This is a genomic window from Curtobacterium sp. MCBD17_035, assembly GCF_003234815.2.
Lineage (GTDB): Bacteria > Actinomycetota > Actinomycetes > Actinomycetales > Microbacteriaceae > Curtobacterium.
The window spans coordinates 1,787,667-1,802,924 of sequence record NZ_CP126279.1; the positions used below are offsets into that span (position 1 = coordinate 1,787,667).

The window sequence follows — 15,258 nt, forward strand, 5'->3', positions numbered from 1 at the left end:
GCCCGTGTGCGGTCGCGCCGCCGATCCGTGCTACTGTCGTTCCTCGGCAGCGGGACCGGCCGGAAGGCCCAGGACCCGCGTCGACACCCTGTCCGGGTGGCGGAATTGGTAGACGCGCTAGCTTGAGGTGCTAGTGCCCGTATTAGGGCGTGGGGGTTCAAGTCCCCCCTCGGACACGACGAGCGGCTGGTCCCATCGGGACCAGCCGCTTCTTCGTTCGGTGGCCGTCCCCGCTCGTGCACCGCGTCCTGGCTCCGCCGCTGGCGGACCCGGCTTCAGCGCCGACGCACCAGGCCCCGGACCAGCGAGGTCGCGACGAGGCCCACGAGCACGTACGGCCCCATCGTCAGCAGCGGGTCGATCCACGTGTGGTGCGTGTCCGACCGCGACGAGCGCAGCCGTTCGGCGATCCCCCGGCCGCCCCGTTCGGCAGCGATCCCGGTCTCGTGCACGACCCGGTCCGGCGACCCCTGCAGGGCCGCGGCGATCCGCGCCTCCGCGACGTTGACGCGGTCCCCGGCGATGAGGAGCAGCCAGTGCGCCGCACGCCCTTCGCTGAAGAACCCGTACGCAGCGCGGCGGATCAGACCCGAGACACCGGACAGCGGCTGCGCCGTCCCGAACACGGGCGTCACGAAGGCGTGCTCGATCGAGCGCTCGCGGCCCTCGGCACCCGGCTGTCGCTCCGGGAACGTCCAGTGCGCACCGGTGGCGGACGGGTCGAACCGGAGGCGCGGCACGGCCGGCCGGTCGGCGGGATCGAGGTCGGCGCCCCAGCCTGGGATCCGAGCACGCAGCTCCTCGGGCGTGGGGACGTCGCGGGGCTTGTCCGGCAGGTAGGCGAGCGGTTCGTCGTCGGTCATGCGGTCCTCCTCGTGTTCGGCGATGTCCGGTCGCCGCCGGTCACGCGCCCTCCGGCACGATCACGGTCTTGATGCAGTCGTCGAGCTTTGCCGAGAACAGGTGGTAGCCCTCGGCGATGTGCTCGAGCGGGATGCGGTGGGTGATGATCTCGCTCGGCTTGAGGTACCCGGCGCGGATGTGTTCGAGCAGCCGCGGCCACTGGCGGATCACCGGGGTCTGGTTCATGCGCAACGTCAGGCCCTTGTTCATCGCGTCACCGAACTTCACCGCGCTGAAGATCGGCCCGTACGCGCCCATGACCGAGATCGTGCCGCCCTTGCGGACGCCGTCGATCGCCCAGTTGAGCGCGATGGGCGAACCGCCCTGGAGCTTCAGCTTCGTCGCGGTGACGTGCTGCAGCAGGTTGCCGTCGGCTTCGGCTCCGACGGCGTCGATGCAGACGTCCGCACCGAGGAAGTCGGTCGTGCGCTTCAGCTCGAGCACGACGTCGGCGACCTCGGCGAAGTTGATGGTCTCGGCCTGCGCGAACGTGCGGGCCTTCTCGAGTCGGTACTCGAGCTGGTCGATGACGATCACCCGGCCGGCACCCATGAGCCAGGCGGACTTCGCGGCGTACAGACCGACCGGGCCCGCGCCGAACACGACGACCGTGTCGCCCTCCGCGATGTCGCCGAGTTGTGCACCGAAGTACCCGGTGGCGAGCGCATCGGTCATCATGAGCGCGTCCTCGTCGTCGAGCCAGTCGGGGATGACCTGCGGACCGACGTCCGCGAAGGGCACCCGGACGTACTCCGCCTGGCCGCCGTCGTAGCCGCCCGTCGTGTGGGAGTACCCGTAGATGCCGCCGACCGCGGTCGCGTTGGGGTTGACGTTGTGGCAGTTCGAGTACAGGCCGCGGGCGCAGTACCAGCAGGTGCCACAGAAGATGTTGAAGGGGACCATCACCCGGTCGCCGCGTTGGAGCCGCTCGACCGAGGACCCGACCTCCTCGACGACGCCGATGAACTCGTGACCGAAGGTGTGCCCGATGCGCGTGTCCGGCATGAGGCCGTGGTACAGGTGCAGATCGGAGCCGCAGATGGCGGCTCGGGTCACGCGGACGATCGCGTCGTTCGGGTGCTCGATCCGAGGGACGTCCTTGTCCTCGACTCGGATCCGGTAGGGCCCCCGGTAGGTCATGGCGCGCATGCGTCTCCTCTCGACGTCCCGAGTCCACCCCACGCCCGCTGGGCGGCGATCCAGGAACGTACCCCGCCCACGGACGGGAGGGACGGCGCCGACCGGCACCGTCCCTCCCGTCCGTCTCCCGCGTCAGCGGAGCGTGACTCAGCTGTTCGCGGCGTCCACGAACTCACGCCGCGGGTCGGTCTCCTTGATGAGCGACGTCGAGTCGCGACCCGACACGGCACCGGTGAGCCAGCCGATGACGATGCGCGCCTTCCGGTTCAGGGTCGGCATCGCGTACACGTGGTACGCGCGGTGCGCAGCCCAGGCCGGGAGGTTCGTCATCTTGATGCCCTTGATGTTGGCCGCGCCCTTCGCGATGCCGTACGAGGCGACCGATCCGATCGACACGTGGCGGTACTCGCGGATGGGCTGCCCGGTGATCGTCGCGACGATGTTGTCCGCGACGACGACCGCCTGCCGGACCGCGTTCTGCGCGTTCGGCGGGTAGTACGCCGGCTGCTTCTCCGCCGTCAGGTCGGGCACCTGTGCCGCGTCGCCGAGGCCCCAGGCCCCCTCGACCACCTCGTGGGTCTGCTCGTCCTCGACCTGGAGCTTCGCGTTGCACGCCAGGTGGCCCTTCGGCCCGCGCGGCAGATCGGTGTTGTCGAGCACCGGGTTGGGCTTGACGCCCGCCGTCCAGACGATGAGGCCGGCGGCGAACTCGTCGCCGTCGCTGAGCTTGACGACCCCGCCCTCACAGCTCGGCATCGTGGTCTTGAGGCGGACGTCGATCCCGCGGGTGCGGAGCGACTCGAGCGTCCACTTCGACAGGTCGGGGCCGACCTCGGGCGCCACGCGGTCGAGCGCGTCGATGAGCACCCATCGGGGCTGCTCGCCGGCGAGCGACGGGTAGGTCGCGATGGCGGCCTGCGAGACGTCGAACAGCTCCCCGATCGCCTCGACACCGGTGTAGCCACCGCCGATGAAGATGCTGGTGAGGAGCTTGCGGCGCTCCTCCTCGTCACGCGTGGCCGCGGCCTTGGCGATGTTGTCGAGGAGCTTGGCACGCACGAACGCGGCCTCCTCGACGCTCTTGAACCCCACGGCGTGCTCCTCGAGACCGGGGGTCGGGAACACGCGGGTGACCGAACCGAGGGCGACGACGACGTGGTCGTAGCCGAGCGTGCGGTCGTCCCCGCCCGCCGTGGCGACCGAGACGGTCTTCGCCGTGCTGTCGATCCCGGTCACCTTGCCCTGGATGACCCGGGTGCGCCGCAGCGCACGGCGGAGCTCCACGGTGACGTCGCGGGGTGCGATGTGCCCGCCGGCGACCTCGGGCAGGAACGGCAGGTACGTGTAGTACGTGTTCTGGTCGACGAGGGTGATCCGCATCGGGACCGTGGTGGCCTGCTTCTGCAGGTGCAGGACGGTGGAGTAACCGCCGGAACCGCCGCCGAGGACGAGGACGTGTGGGATCGAGTCAGCCATGCATACGGTCTACGCCAGATCGGCTCGGACGGTCACCATTTCCGACGGCCCGGCGTACGTCCCGGGAGGCTCGGATCGCGTCGTCGGCGCGCGTCGCCGCCGAGCCGTGGTCGACCTGCGTCACCCGCGCCGCTGACGGAGTCGCCACCAGGCCGCTTCGGCGATGTCGAGGCCGGTGTAGACGCCGTGCGCGGTCCGTCGCGCCTCGGTCAGCGAGAAGCGACGGAGTCGGTACCCGCCGCCGAACCGGTCGATGATGGCCTCGGGCGAGGCGTCCGGCTCGCGCTTGACGAACCAGGTGCGCTCGTCGACGGGCTCGATCACCGGCGGTTGCCGATCCGGGACCGGAGGATGTCGATGCGTTTCTGGATCTGCTCGGTGCTCGCCTGGGCCACTGCCGGTCCCCCGCTGATCCGACGGAGCTCGGCGTGCACGGCGCCGTGCGGCTCGTTGCTGTGCCGGGCCCAGATCGACACGAGCCGGTGGAGCTCAGACCGCTGCTCCTTGATCGTCATGTACATCGGTCGGTGCTCGGGCTCCGGGGGTCGCGGCTGGCCGTCCTTCCCCCGTCGCGCGCGCTTGGCCTGCGTCGCCTGACGCTGGCGGAGCAGTTCGCGGACCTGGTCCGGCTCGAGGAGCCCGGGGATCCCGATGAAGTCGAGTTCCTCGAGGCTGCCGATCTCGCCGCCCGACCCGAACTCGCCGCCGTCGTAGAGGACGCGGTCGAACGACGCCTGCGAGTCGAGGGCCTGGAACGGCTGCAGGTCGAGGAGGCTGTCCGAGGCCTTGGAGTCCTGGTTCGCCTCGGCCACCATGGCGTCCTCGGGGTTGTACATGCCGTCGTCCGTGCCCTTGGGGCGGTCGAGGGCGTGGTCACGCTCGAGTTCGAGGCTCGCCGCGAGGGCCATGAGCCCGGGCACGCTCGGCAGGAACACCGAGGCCGTCTCACCACGACGACGTGCCCGCACGAAACGACCGATCACCTGAGCGAAGAACAGCGGGGTGCTCGCGCTCGTGGCGTACACGCCGACACACAGACGCGGGACGTCGACACCCTCGGAGACCATCCGGACCGCGACCATCCACCGGGTCTCGTCGGCCGCGAACGCGCCGATGCGGCTGGAGGCCGCGGCCTCGTCGGAGAGCACCACGGTGGGTCGCTCGCCGGTGATCCGCTGGAGGATCCGGGCGTAGGCCCGGGCGGTCGTCGTGTCGGTGGCGATGACGAGACCGCCGGCGTCGGGGACCCCACGCCGGACCTCGGTGAGCCGCTTGTCGGCGGCCGACAGCACGGCGGTCATCCACTCGCCGTCAGGAGCGAGTGCCGTGCGCCAGGCCTGCGCGGTGATGTCCTTCGTGACCTGCTCGCCGAGCGAGGCCGACATCTCGTCCCCCATGCGGGTCTTCCAGCGCATCTGGCCCGCGTAGGCCATGAACAACACGGGGCGGACGACGCCGTCCTGCAGCGCTCGGCCGTAGCCGTAGCTGTAGTCCGCGATGGAGGTCCGGATGCCCTCGTCGTCCGGTGCGTAGCTCACGAACGGGATCGGGTTGGTGTCCGAGCGGAACGGCGTGCCACTCAGCGACAGTCGTCGGGTCGCGGCTCCGAAAGCCTCGCGGATGCCGTCGCCCCAGGTGAGGGCGTCACCGCCGTGGTGGACCTCGTCGAGGACGACGAGCGTGCGCCCACCCTCGGTGATCCGGCGGTGGACCTCGGGGTTCATGCCGACCTGGGCGTAGGTGATCGCGATGCCCTGGTAGTGCCGACCGAACATGCCGTCGCCGTTCTTGAACATCGGGTCGAGCCGGATGCCCACGCGGTCGGCCGCGTCCGCCCACTGCCGCTTCAGGTGCTCCGTCGGGGCGACGACCACGATCCGGTCGACGGTGTTCCGCGCCAGGAGCTCGGTGGCGAGTCGGAGGGCGAAGGTCGTCTTGCCGGCGCCCGGTGTCGCGGCGGCGAGGAAGTCACGCGGCTCGGTCTCGAAGTACTTGGTCAACGCCTCGACCTGCCAGGCGCGGAGCTTCGACGCGGTGCCCCAGGCGGCACGGTCCGGGAACGCGGGCGACAGGTGCTCGGCCGCTGCGTTGCCCGCGGCCTCCTGGCTCGACTCCCCTGCACTCACTCCACGGGAGTCTACCGGCCGTGCCGTCACGCCTCGCCGTCCTGTCGGGCGTGCGGAGCGTGGGGCGCCGCTTGCGGACGCACGAGGGAGGCGGGCCGGACCATCCCCGCGCCGAACCGCGCGGCCACCGCATCGACGGTCGTCTCGGTCTCGCGCCACGGCGCGTCGTCGTCCCACAGCGCGTTGCTCGCGCCCGCGGGCGCGAGGTTCTCGCCCCGCACACCGATCAGCCGGATCCGGTGTCCGGGCCGGTGCAGGGCGTCGTAGAGGTCGACGGCCTCGCGGTGGATGCGGCGCGCGACGTCCGTGGGTTCGGGCAGGGTGCGCGACCGTGAGAGCGTCGTGAAGTCCGTGTACCGCACCTTGAGCGCGATCGTCCGCGCGCGCAGGCCCGCCGCCCGCAGGCGAGCGGCCACCCGGTCGGCGAGGCGCAGGAGCTCCCGGGCGAGCTCGTCGCGGTCGGTGACGTCGGTCGGGAAGGTGACCTCGTGGCCCACGGACTTCTCGACAGAGCCGCTCTCGACCACCCGCGGGTCGCGCCCCCACGCGAGCTCGTGCAGGCGGTTGCCCATCGCGGGCCCGACGGCGGACACGAGCGACGCGACCGGGGTCGTCGCGAGGTCCCCGACGGTGCGGATGCCGCGCCGCTCGAGCACCTCGGCTGTCTTGCCGCCCACACCCCAGAGCGCGGACACCGGCTGCGGGTGCAGGAACGCGACGGTGTCGGCCTCCGGGACCACGAGGATCCCGTCCGGTTTCGCGCGGCTCGACGCGAGCTTCGCCACGAACTTGGTGGCGGCGGCGCCGACGGAGCAGCGCAGGCCGGTCTCGCGGTGGACCTCGGCGCGGATGGCGGTGCCGACCTGCCACGGGGTGCCGTGCAGGCGGAGCGCCCCCCGGACGTCGAGGAATGCCTCGTCGATCCCGAGGCGTTCGACCCGCGGCGTGTAGCGATCGAGGATCTCCATGACGCGTCGCGAGTTCGTCCGGTACTTCTCGAAGTGCGGCTCGACGACGATCGCCTGGGGGCAGCGGCGGCGGGCGATCGCCATCGGCATCGCGGAGTTCACCCCGAACCGACGCGCTTCGTACGTGGCGGCCGTGACGACCGAGCGCTCGGCGTCGTGCCCGACGATGACCGGCTTGCCGACGAGGTCGGGACGGTCCAGCAACTCGACCGAGGCGAAGAAGGCGTCCATGTCGACGTGCAGGACCGACGCGGTCGTGTCGTCGGTCGGGGCCTCCGTGACGAGGCGGGTGCTGCCGTCCTGCTTGCTCACGCCACGTCCTTCCGCGATCGACATCGGCCGAACGCGCGACCATGGTGGCATGCGCCGCCGACAAACTCCGGGGCGCTCAGCGCTCAGCGCTCAGCGCCCAGCGCCCAGCGCCCAGCGCCCAGCGCTCAGCGCTCAGCGGTCGGTGGCGAGCAGGTGTCGTTCGACGAGCGCCGCGGCCCGGCGTGCTCGGGCGCTCGTGCTCGTGGCTCCGGAGGCGACGCCGGCGACCGGGAGTCCGTTCCGCTCGGCCAGGACCGCGAGCGCGTCGTCGACACGACCGAGCGCCAGGACCCGGTCGTGCACCCACTCGTGCGCGGGTCCGGGTGGCGTCGCCGCGACGGCGGCGTCGAGCGCGTCGCTCGCACGCACCCACGCGTCGTCGCCGCGTCGGATCTCCCCGCGCTGACGACCGCTGCCCACGGCGCCGGAGAGCGCGTCGATCGAGGTGGCGAGCACCCCCGCGGCGTGCGCGAGGGCCTCGACGACCGGGACGGGTGGTCGCGCGATCGGAGCGGGCCTCCCGGCGAGTTCGCGCGCGAACACGGCGACCGACTGCAGCGCCGCCCGTGTGCGCGCGTCGGTGCGGGCCGCACCGCCGGACGGGAACCGCACCATGGGCTTCATGACCGCGTCGAGCTGGTAGGTCGCGGCGTCGACGGCGCGTGACCGGCGCCGCAGGTCGAAGGCATCCGGATCCGAGGGGTCGGCGTCGCGCGGACCGTCCCCACCGACATCGACGAGACCCGCGGACAGGACGAACGAGCGCACGGCCGCGAGCTGGCGTCGCACGGCGCTCCGGACCATCCTGCCCGACGCCACCGGGAGGACGACCACGCTCACGAGGACGGCGACCGCGGCGCCGAGCAGGTTCTCGGCGAGCCGGAACGGGATCAGCGTGTCCGTGAAACTGCCGCCGTACGCGTACACCTGGCAGAGCACGACCACGAGCGCTGTGACCCAGATCGCGTAGACGCCGCCGAACCCGTAGGTGCCGACCGCGAGGGCGAACACCGCGATGCCGGCGGTCCACCACGGGTGGTGCGTGCCGAGCAGGTGCACGAGGACGATCCCGAGCGCACCGCCGAGCACCGTCCCGACCCCGCGGTGGAGTGCCTTCCGCACCCGCTCGTGCGTCGAGTTCGTGCCGGCGAGGACGATCATGACGCCGATCACACCCCAGTAGAACCGGCTGCCGTCGAGCAGGAGCGCGAGCGGCTCCACGACCGCGACCGCGACCGCCGCCTGGATACCGGTGCGGAGGGACGCCGAGACGTGCCACCGTCGCCAGGGGCCGGTCATGCCGTCGGCGAGTGCGTCGTCGAGGACGGGGACCGCGCCGGACGGACGTCCGCCGACCAGGACGACCGGTGTCCGGAACGGGACCGCGTCACCCTCACGCGGCAGCGCGGCGCGGAGTGTCCCCCAAGCGCGGGCGGCGGCGGCGAGGTCGGCGAGCTGCAGGGCGGCGCGGTGCACGACGTGCGCCAGCGCCGACCCGTCCGCCCGGGCGGACGGCGTGACCCCGAACCGGGCGAGCATCCCTTCAGCCGCCGTCGCCCCCTGCGCGCCGCCGCCGCGGACGACCGTACGGATCGCCTCCGCGACCGCGGCTCGGACGTCGTCGGGCGCCCCGCTCCCGGCGAGCGTCTCGGCGGTCCGGCCGAGTCCGTCGACGGCGAGGTGGGTGTCGAACAGCAGCCGGTGCAGCGTCTCGGCGGTCGCGCCCGTCGGTCCCGCACCCGGAGCGGCGAGCATGCCGTCGGCGGTGAGCGCGACCTCCTGGAACCGGTCGAGCCGTCGGCGCAGGCGACGGGCGGCCCGGACCCGCTCCCGGGACGCGTCGGGTCCGACCGCGAGCAGGTCGACGGCGGCACGGAGGACGGCGGTCGCCCAGGCGAGCAGGGCACGCCGGGTCCACAGCAGGGACCGGAACGGCATGGGCCGCAGGAACACACCGCGGATCACGACGGTCACCGCGAGGGAACCGGCACCGATGAGTGCCAGACCGGCCACGCTCGCCGCTGGCAACGGGGTCAGGAGCCCGCACAGGTACCCGGAGAACACCACCGCGGCGGCGTCGGTCGCCCACGGTCCCCAGCCCATCGCGGCGAACTGCACGAACAACAGCACCACGATCAGCGCGAGCTCGAGCACGTGGAACCGATCGAGCGCGACGCTCGCGAACAAGGCGACGACGAACGGCACGACCACAGCACCCGTCCGCGCGGCGATGCGCCCGGCACTGACGTCGTTGATGATGAGGCAGCTGATGAAGGCGGGCATCGCCCCGATGAGCACGCCGAGGACGCCGGGCAGGCCGACCGCGGAGGCGAGGGCGAGACCGACCGCCATCCCGGCGGGCACGCACAGCAGGGTCCGCAGCGCGCTCTGGGTCCGGACGAGGCCGACGTCGAGCATGAGGACGCGGTCGACGACCCGCCGTCGGCGACCGGGACGCGCGATCCGCTCGGGTGCGAGCCGGGAGGCCCGGGATCGGTCGGTCGCGCTCGTCACCCGGTGCCGCCTCCTGTCGTGGTCCCCTGGCAATGGTACCGGACCGGAACGACCTTCAGTGCGGCGCCGGGACCGGCCCGAGCAGGGCCGCCGCGATCGTCCGGGCGGCGGAGTCCCGGGAGGACGGGTGGTACTGCCCCGCGCGGACGTCCCGCGCCAGCCGCGCGAGTTCCGCCCCGGCCCGGTACGCGCCCCCGCCGACGACGCGCATGGCCTCGTCGACGACGTGAGCCGCGGTGTCGACGGAGCGCGCCTTCGTGCCGACGAGCAGCGGGAACCACCGGGGTCCGTGGTCGACGAGGTCGTCGACGTCCCGCGTCAACGCATCGATCTGCAGGACCACCGCGTCCACCGCGCCCTGCGCATCGGCCAACGCCCGACGGACGTCCGGATCGGACGACCGGGGCGAGCCGTCGAGCGCGGTCCGTCGCCCGACGCCCTCGACGGCGAGGGCCAGCGCCCGCTCGGCGATGCCGGCGTAGACCGCGGCGACGAGCAGTTCGAACGCCGCGAAGATCCCGAAGACCAACGGGTCCGCGGAGGGCCCGACGGGCAGCACGCGGACGATCCGGTCGGCGGGCACGTGGACGCCGTCGAGCTCGGTGGCGTCGCTCCGCGTGGCCCGCATGCCGAGCGTGTCCCAGTCCCCGAGCGCGCGGTGCCCGGGCTGCTCCCGCTCGACGAACCCGTGCACGAGCACCGGGGCGCCCGGGTCGCTGTCGTCCCGGCCGAACACGCTGAGCAGGTCCCACGCCGGCGCGAGGGACACCGTCGACTTCCGACCGGTGAACCGCCATCCCCCGGCACCGTCGGACTCGGCACGCGTCGTCGAGTCGAACAGGACCGCGTCGTTCCCCGCCTCGCTGACGCCGAAGGCGAGCAGCCGGTCGGCGGCCGCCGCGTCCGTCACGATCTGGAGGAACGACTCGCCCCTGGCGCCCACGGCGCGGGCGGCCTGCACCCACACCTGGTGCATGCCCAGCCCGAGCGCGGTGGCCGGTGCCGCCGCGGCGAGCCGTCGTTGGATCCGCGCGGTGTCCCGGAGACCCAGCCCCCCGCCTCCCGAGCCGACCGGCACGCCCACGCGCAGGTACCCCGCGTCGCGGAGCTCGGCCAGGTCCTCCGTGCAGAACCGGCCGTCACGGTCGTACCCGGGAGCGCGGGCGGCGATGCGGGCGAGCAGGGCGTCGTCGAGCTCCCAGCCCGGACTGGACGCGGTGGTGTCGGTCACGAGGACGAGACTATTTTGTGGTCGTGACAGATCGGCATCCGTGGTCCAGGTACGTCGCCATCGGTGACTCGTTCACCGAGGGCATCGGGGATCCTGACCCGAGCGTCCCCGGTGGCCATCGAGGGTGGGCGGATCGCGTCGCCGAGGTGCTCGCGAACCAGACCGTCGACTTCGCGTACGCGAACACGGCGATCCGCGGGCGGCTCCTGCAACAGATCATCGACGAACAGGCCGAACACGCGTTGGCGTTGCGGCCCGACCTGATCACGGTCTCGGCGGGCGGCAACGACATCATCCGTCCCGGCAGCGACCCGGACGAGGTCGCCGAGCGCTTCGACGGGCTCATCGCCACCCTGCGGCGGGACGGCGCGACCGTCGTCCTGTTCACCGGGCCCGACGTCGGGACCACGCCGGTGCTCGGACTCGTCCGCGGCAAGGCGGCGATCTACAACGAGCACCTGCACGCGATCGCGCTCAAGCACGGCGCACTCGTGGCCGACATGTGGGCGCTCCGCGTCCTCCGGGACCCGCGCATGTGGGCGCCCGACCGCCTCCACCACTCCCCCGTCGGGCACGCCACCGTCGCCGCGGCCGTGCTCGACACCCTCGGGGTCGAACACGAGCTGGCGCCGTGGCAGCCGGAGCCCTTGGCGGCTCGGCCGTGGCGCGAGGCGCGGGTCGAGGACCTCGGCTGGGCGCGGGAGTACCTCGTGCCGTGGGTCGTCCGGCGGATCCGGCACACGTCCTCGGGCGACGGAGTCGAGCCGAAGCGGCCCGAACTCCAGACGGTGCTCGAGCACCGCTCCGACACGCCCTGACGCGCTGACGGCCTCAGGCCCCCTGGAACGGGTTCGTCCAGCGCCACCACAGGTCGGGCTCCGTGATCGACGCGTCGAGCTCGAGCGGCACCGTGACGGGGGCGTGGTGGTCGATCGTGAACCGCACGGTGCCCACCCGCTCGCCGCGACGGCCGAAGGTCACCTGCTCGAGGCGAGTGCGTGCCGTCACCGTCGTCCGCCCCCAGACGAGCACCGACCGCGCCGAGGCGGCGACCGCGTCCGTCCGCGGCCGCCAGGGGGTGGCGTAGTGGCCGAACGTCTGCCCGCGGTTCGTCAGGGTCACGACGTGGAAGTTGTCCGCGACCGAGTCGAGCAGCCGCCGCACGTCGACGTCGAGCGAGTCGTGGTCCCTCCCGCCGAGCATCGCTCCCACGACCGTGACGGTGCGTCCGCCGCGCTGGTACGTCGCGGCGAACAGCAGGCACGCACCGGCCTGGTCGAGCGTCCCGGTCTTGATGCCCTCGACACCGTCCATCCCGAGCAGCTTGTTCGAGTTCTCGATCGGACCGACCGTGGGGATGGTCGTGCGCTGCGTGCCGACGATCTGCTTCACCACGGGGTTCGCGATCGCCAGCTCGCCGAGGTGCACGAGGTCCGACGCGGTCGCGGTGTTGTGCGGGTCGAGTCCCGTCGGCTCCTCGATGGTCGTGTGGTCCAGGTCGTGCGCCGACAACCAGGCGTGGACGGCCGTGCGGTACGCGTCCATCGACCCGAACGACCACAGGGCCAGCGCCCCGGCGTAGTTGTTCGCGGACTTCATGAGCATGACCTCGAACGCCTGCCGCTCGCTCAACCGGAGACCGACCGGCATGGCCGCGACCTCGCCGTCCAGGGCGAGGTACTGGTCGTACAGGGCGTGCTGCGCGGCCGTGAACGTGATCGTCGGCCCGTCGTCCGAGGTCGTCAGTGGGTGCGCTTGCAGCACCACGAGGGCCGTCACCACCTTGCTGATGCTCGCGATCGAGCGTTGACCGGTGTCGCCGCTCGTCTGCAGGCTCCCGGCGAAGCCCGGGGCCTCGACCGCGGTCGCGCCGTAGCCCGGGAACGACAGCGCCGGCAGCGTCGCCGTGGGTGCGGCGTAGGTCGCGCGCGAGACGGTCGCCGGCGCGAAGGGCACGACGGCCGCCGCGACCAGGTACGCGACCGCGACGAGCACCACGGCGACCACGGTGATCAGGACGGGACGCCGGACCGCGGAGCGGGGCCGGTGGACGACACGTGACACGGCACAGCAGCCTAGGGGTGGGCGGCGATGGATCAGCTGCGCGCCGCGCGCTGGGCGTGTGCGACCGCCCACAGGCCCACGGCGCTCGCCGCCGCCACGTTGAGCGAGTCGACCCCGTGCGCCATCGGGATCCGCACCACGGTGTCGGCGGTGGCCACGGCACGCGCGCTCAGGCCGTCACCCTCGGTGCCCATGACGAGTGCGACGCGCTCGGGCACGTCCTGGACGAACGCGTCGAGTGGGACGGAGTCGTCCGTCAGGGCCATCGCGGCCAGGTGGAACCCCGCGGCCCGGAGCGCGGGCCCGGCGTCCGCCCACTCGCCGATCCGTGTCCACGGGACCTGGAGGACCGTCCCCATGCTCACGCGCACGCTCCGGCGGTAGAGGGGGTCGGCACAGCGCGGCGAGACGAGGACGGCGTCCGCCCCGAGTCCGGCCACCGACCGGAAGACCGCACCGACGTTCGTGTGGTCGACGATGTCCTCGAGCACGACGACGAGACGCGCGTCCCGGACGACGTCCGCCAGTGCGGGCTCGGCGGGTCGCTGCATCGCCGCGAGCGCACCGCGGTGCATGCGGAACCCGGTGAGCTCCTCGAGCAGGGCGTCGGGACCGACGAACACCGGACCGTCGTGCTCAGCCAGCATCGGCAGGACCTCGGGCAGCCACTTCTCCTGCACGAGCACGCTCCGAGGCACGTGCCCAGCGGCGAGGGCACGCTCGATCACGGTGTTCGACTCGGCGATGTACAGCCCACCCTCCGGCTCCCGCACGCGTCGGAGCGCGACGTCGGTCAGGCGGGCGTAGTCGTCGAGTCGCGGGTCGTCGAGGGCGTCGATGCGCACCGTCTGCACGGGATGGTCCTCCGGGAAGCGATCGGGGTCGTGGGCTGTTGAGGGTACCGTGGAGCCGATGGAGCGGGTGGAGGCGGGCGACCTCGAGCGAGGCGCACCCCAGCAGGGTGACGACCTCGACCGCGTCGTCGAGACGCTGCGGGGCAAGCGCATCGCCGTGCTCTCGGGGGCCGGGATCAGCACGGACTCCGGGATCCCCGACTACCGGGGTGCGGGCCGCGTGGCGCGCACGCCGATGACGTTCCAGGAGTTCTCCGCCGACCCGGCGAGGCGCCGGCGGTACTGGGCCGGGAGCCACCTCGGTTGGCGCACGTTCTCGTCCGCCCGGCCGAACGACGGGCACCGGGTGCTCGCCGACCTCGAGGCGGCCGGTGTCGTGAGCGGGATCGTCACGCAGAACGTCGACGGTCTCCATCTCCGGGCCGGGTCGCGCCGCGTGGTCGAGCTCCACGGGTCCATGGACCGCGTGGTGTGCCTGCGCTGCGGGCAGGCGTTCGCACGCTCGGATCTCGCAGCGGTGCTCGACCGGGAGAACGCCTGGATCGACGAACCCGGCACGGTGACGCTCGCGCCGGACGGCGACGTCGACATCACGGGTGCCGACCGGTTCCGTGTCCCCGCGTGCTCGGTGTGCGGCGGCGTGCTCAAGCCCGACGTCGTGTTCTTCGGCGAGTTCGTGCCGGTCGAGAAGTTCCACGAGGCCGTCTCGATCGTCGCCGGCGCGGACGCGCTCCTCGTGGTCGGGTCGTCCCTCGTCGTCAACTCGGGCGTCCGGCTGGTCGACCACGCTGTTCGTCGCCGCAAGCCCGTCGTCATCGTGAACCGGGGTGCCACGCGCAGTGACCGTCGGGCGGTGGCTAGGCTCGACGCAGGCACCACCGAGACATTGACGGCGCTGCGCCACCGACTCCTGCACTGACCGCGTCGCCGACGCCACCACGGACGGCGCATCGCCGCGGAAGGGACGAACGGTGACGACCCTCCTGTACCTCGTGCGGCACGGCGAGACCGACTGGAACAAGCAGCGCCGCATCCAGGGGTCGACCGACATCCCACTGAACGAGACCGGGCGCCGACAGGCAGCCGCCGCCGGTGCGTTGCTCGTGCGTCGCCGGTTCGACGCCGTGCTCGCGTCCCCGCTGTCCCGGGCGTTCGAGACGGGCGCGATCATCGCCTCCCGGCTCGGACTGCCCACTCCGTCGACGGACGACGGTCTCGTCGAGCGGTCGTACGGCGAGGCCGAGGGCCTGACGGACGTCGAGATCCGCGAACGGTTCCCGGACGGATCGGTGCCCGGCCGCGAGTCGCGCTCGGCGTTGCTCGCCCGCGTGCTCGAGTCGCTCGGCGAGATCGCGATCCGGTTCGATGCCGGCGCGGTCGTCGTCGCGACGCACGGAGCGGTGATCCGTGCCGTGGTGAACGAGCTCGCCCCGGGTACCGCCGACTCCTTCACGACGCCGATCCGCAACGGGTCGATCCACTCGTTCCGTTGGGACCCCGAGCGCTTCCGCGGGGAACTCGTCCGGTTCGACGACCCGATCGAGGACCAGTCCGAGGCCCCCGGGCGGTACGAGTTCGCGTACCAGAACCCGCTCGAGGCCGAGGGCGACTGACGGCCGCCGGGCTGGCGCTCCCACCTCGGTCCGGCGGTCCTCCACGTCCGCCGAACG

At 72.5% G+C, this 15,258-nt stretch carries 13 protein-coding genes and 1 tRNA gene; 4 read left to right on the forward strand and 10 right to left on the reverse strand.

Annotated features, from left to right (window positions below; all coding sequences use genetic code 11):
• Positions 1-90: 90 nt before the first annotated feature.
• Positions 91-176, forward strand: a tRNA-Leu gene (locus DEI93_RS08525).
• Between the two features lie 99 nt (positions 177-275).
• Here DEI93_RS08525 and DEI93_RS08530 read toward each other — a convergent pair.
• The 8 genes from DEI93_RS08530 to DEI93_RS08565 form a co-directional block, all read right to left on the reverse strand.
• Positions 276-863: a hypothetical protein gene (locus DEI93_RS08530; protein WP_111009071.1), complete on the reverse strand. Its 588-nt coding sequence runs from the start codon at positions 861-863 to the stop codon at positions 276-278.
• A gap of 40 nt (positions 864-903) precedes the next feature.
• Positions 904-2,052 (reverse strand): zinc-dependent alcohol dehydrogenase, encoded by a 1,149-nt coding sequence (locus DEI93_RS08535; protein WP_111009072.1) that lies wholly within the window; start codon positions 2,050-2,052, stop codon positions 904-906.
• A 138-nt stretch (positions 2,053-2,190) separates the two neighbouring features.
• The gene (locus DEI93_RS08540) at positions 2,191-3,519 is read right to left on the reverse strand and encodes an NAD(P)/FAD-dependent oxidoreductase (RefSeq protein WP_111009073.1); all 1,329 of its coding nucleotides are present in this window, start codon (positions 3,517-3,519) and stop codon (positions 2,191-2,193) included.
• A gap of 120 nt (positions 3,520-3,639) precedes the next feature.
• Entirely contained in the window at positions 3,640-3,843 is a 204-nt protein-coding gene (locus DEI93_RS08545) for a hypothetical protein (protein ID WP_111009074.1), read from the reverse strand.
• A complete protein-coding gene (locus DEI93_RS08550) occupies positions 3,840-5,645 on the reverse strand; it encodes a DEAD/DEAH box helicase (RefSeq protein WP_111119361.1) in 1,806 nt (601 codons plus the stop codon). The genes DEI93_RS08545 and DEI93_RS08550 overlap by 4 nt, the downstream gene beginning before the upstream one ends.
• A 26-nt stretch (positions 5,646-5,671) precedes the next feature.
• Positions 5,672-6,925 carry a DNA polymerase IV gene (dinB, locus tag DEI93_RS08555; protein ID WP_181435990.1) on the reverse strand — a complete coding sequence of 418 codons (1,254 nt, stop codon included), beginning with the start codon at positions 6,923-6,925 and terminating at the stop codon, positions 5,672-5,674.
• A 132-nt stretch (positions 6,926-7,057) separates the two neighbouring features.
• Positions 7,058-9,439, reverse strand: a complete 2,382-nt coding sequence (locus DEI93_RS08560) for an FUSC family protein (RefSeq protein ID WP_111119363.1) — start codon at positions 9,437-9,439, stop codon at positions 7,058-7,060.
• A 55-nt stretch (positions 9,440-9,494) separates the two neighbouring features.
• Positions 9,495-10,670, reverse strand: a complete 1,176-nt coding sequence (locus DEI93_RS08565; RefSeq protein ID WP_111119364.1) for an acyl-CoA dehydrogenase family protein — start codon at positions 10,668-10,670, stop codon at positions 9,495-9,497.
• A 23-nt stretch (positions 10,671-10,693) separates the two neighbouring features.
• Here DEI93_RS08565 and DEI93_RS08570 point away from each other — a divergent pair, with 23 nt between their 5' ends.
• Positions 10,694-11,488, forward strand: coding sequence for an SGNH/GDSL hydrolase family protein (locus DEI93_RS08570; RefSeq protein WP_111035953.1), 795 nt, complete (start codon positions 10,694-10,696; stop codon positions 11,486-11,488).
• 13 nt (positions 11,489-11,501) lie between these two features.
• Here the strand turns inward: DEI93_RS08570 and DEI93_RS08575 are convergent, their stop codons facing one another.
• Complete coding sequence (locus DEI93_RS08575; RefSeq protein ID WP_181434798.1) at positions 11,502-12,734, reverse strand: D-alanyl-D-alanine carboxypeptidase family protein; 1,233 nt, start codon at positions 12,732-12,734, stop codon at positions 11,502-11,504.
• Between the two features lie 32 nt (positions 12,735-12,766).
• Complete coding sequence (locus tag DEI93_RS08580) at positions 12,767-13,588, reverse strand: TrmH family RNA methyltransferase (protein ID WP_111013294.1); 822 nt, start codon at positions 13,586-13,588, stop codon at positions 12,767-12,769.
• Between the two features lie 58 nt (positions 13,589-13,646).
• Here DEI93_RS08580 and DEI93_RS08585 point away from each other — a divergent pair, with 58 nt between their 5' ends.
• Together DEI93_RS08585 and DEI93_RS08590 are read left to right on the forward strand one after the other, a co-directional pair.
• Positions 13,647-14,507: a Sir2 family NAD-dependent protein deacetylase gene (locus tag DEI93_RS08585; RefSeq protein WP_111119365.1), complete on the forward strand. Its 861-nt coding sequence runs from the start codon at positions 13,647-13,649 to the stop codon at positions 14,505-14,507.
• Positions 14,508-14,559: 52 nt separating this feature from the next.
• Positions 14,560-15,201, forward strand: coding sequence for a histidine phosphatase family protein (locus tag DEI93_RS08590; protein ID WP_111009082.1), 642 nt, complete (start codon positions 14,560-14,562; stop codon positions 15,199-15,201).
• Positions 15,202-15,258: the final 57 nt, after the last annotated feature.

Coding starts and splice junctions, on each gene's coding strand:
- DEI93_RS08530 (WP_111009071.1), bottom strand. CDS start 863: ATGACCGACGACGAACCGCTCGCCTACCTGCCGGACAAGCCCCGCGAC.
- DEI93_RS08535 (WP_111009072.1), bottom strand. CDS start 2,052: ATGCGCGCCATGACCTACCGGGGGCCCTACCGGATCCGAGTCGAGGAC.
- DEI93_RS08540 (WP_111009073.1), bottom strand. CDS start 3,519: ATGGCTGACTCGATCCCACACGTCCTCGTCCTCGGCGGCGGTTCCGGC.
- DEI93_RS08585 (WP_111119365.1), top strand. CDS start 13,647: ATGGAGCGGGTGGAGGCGGGCGACCTCGAGCGAGGCGCACCCCAGCAG.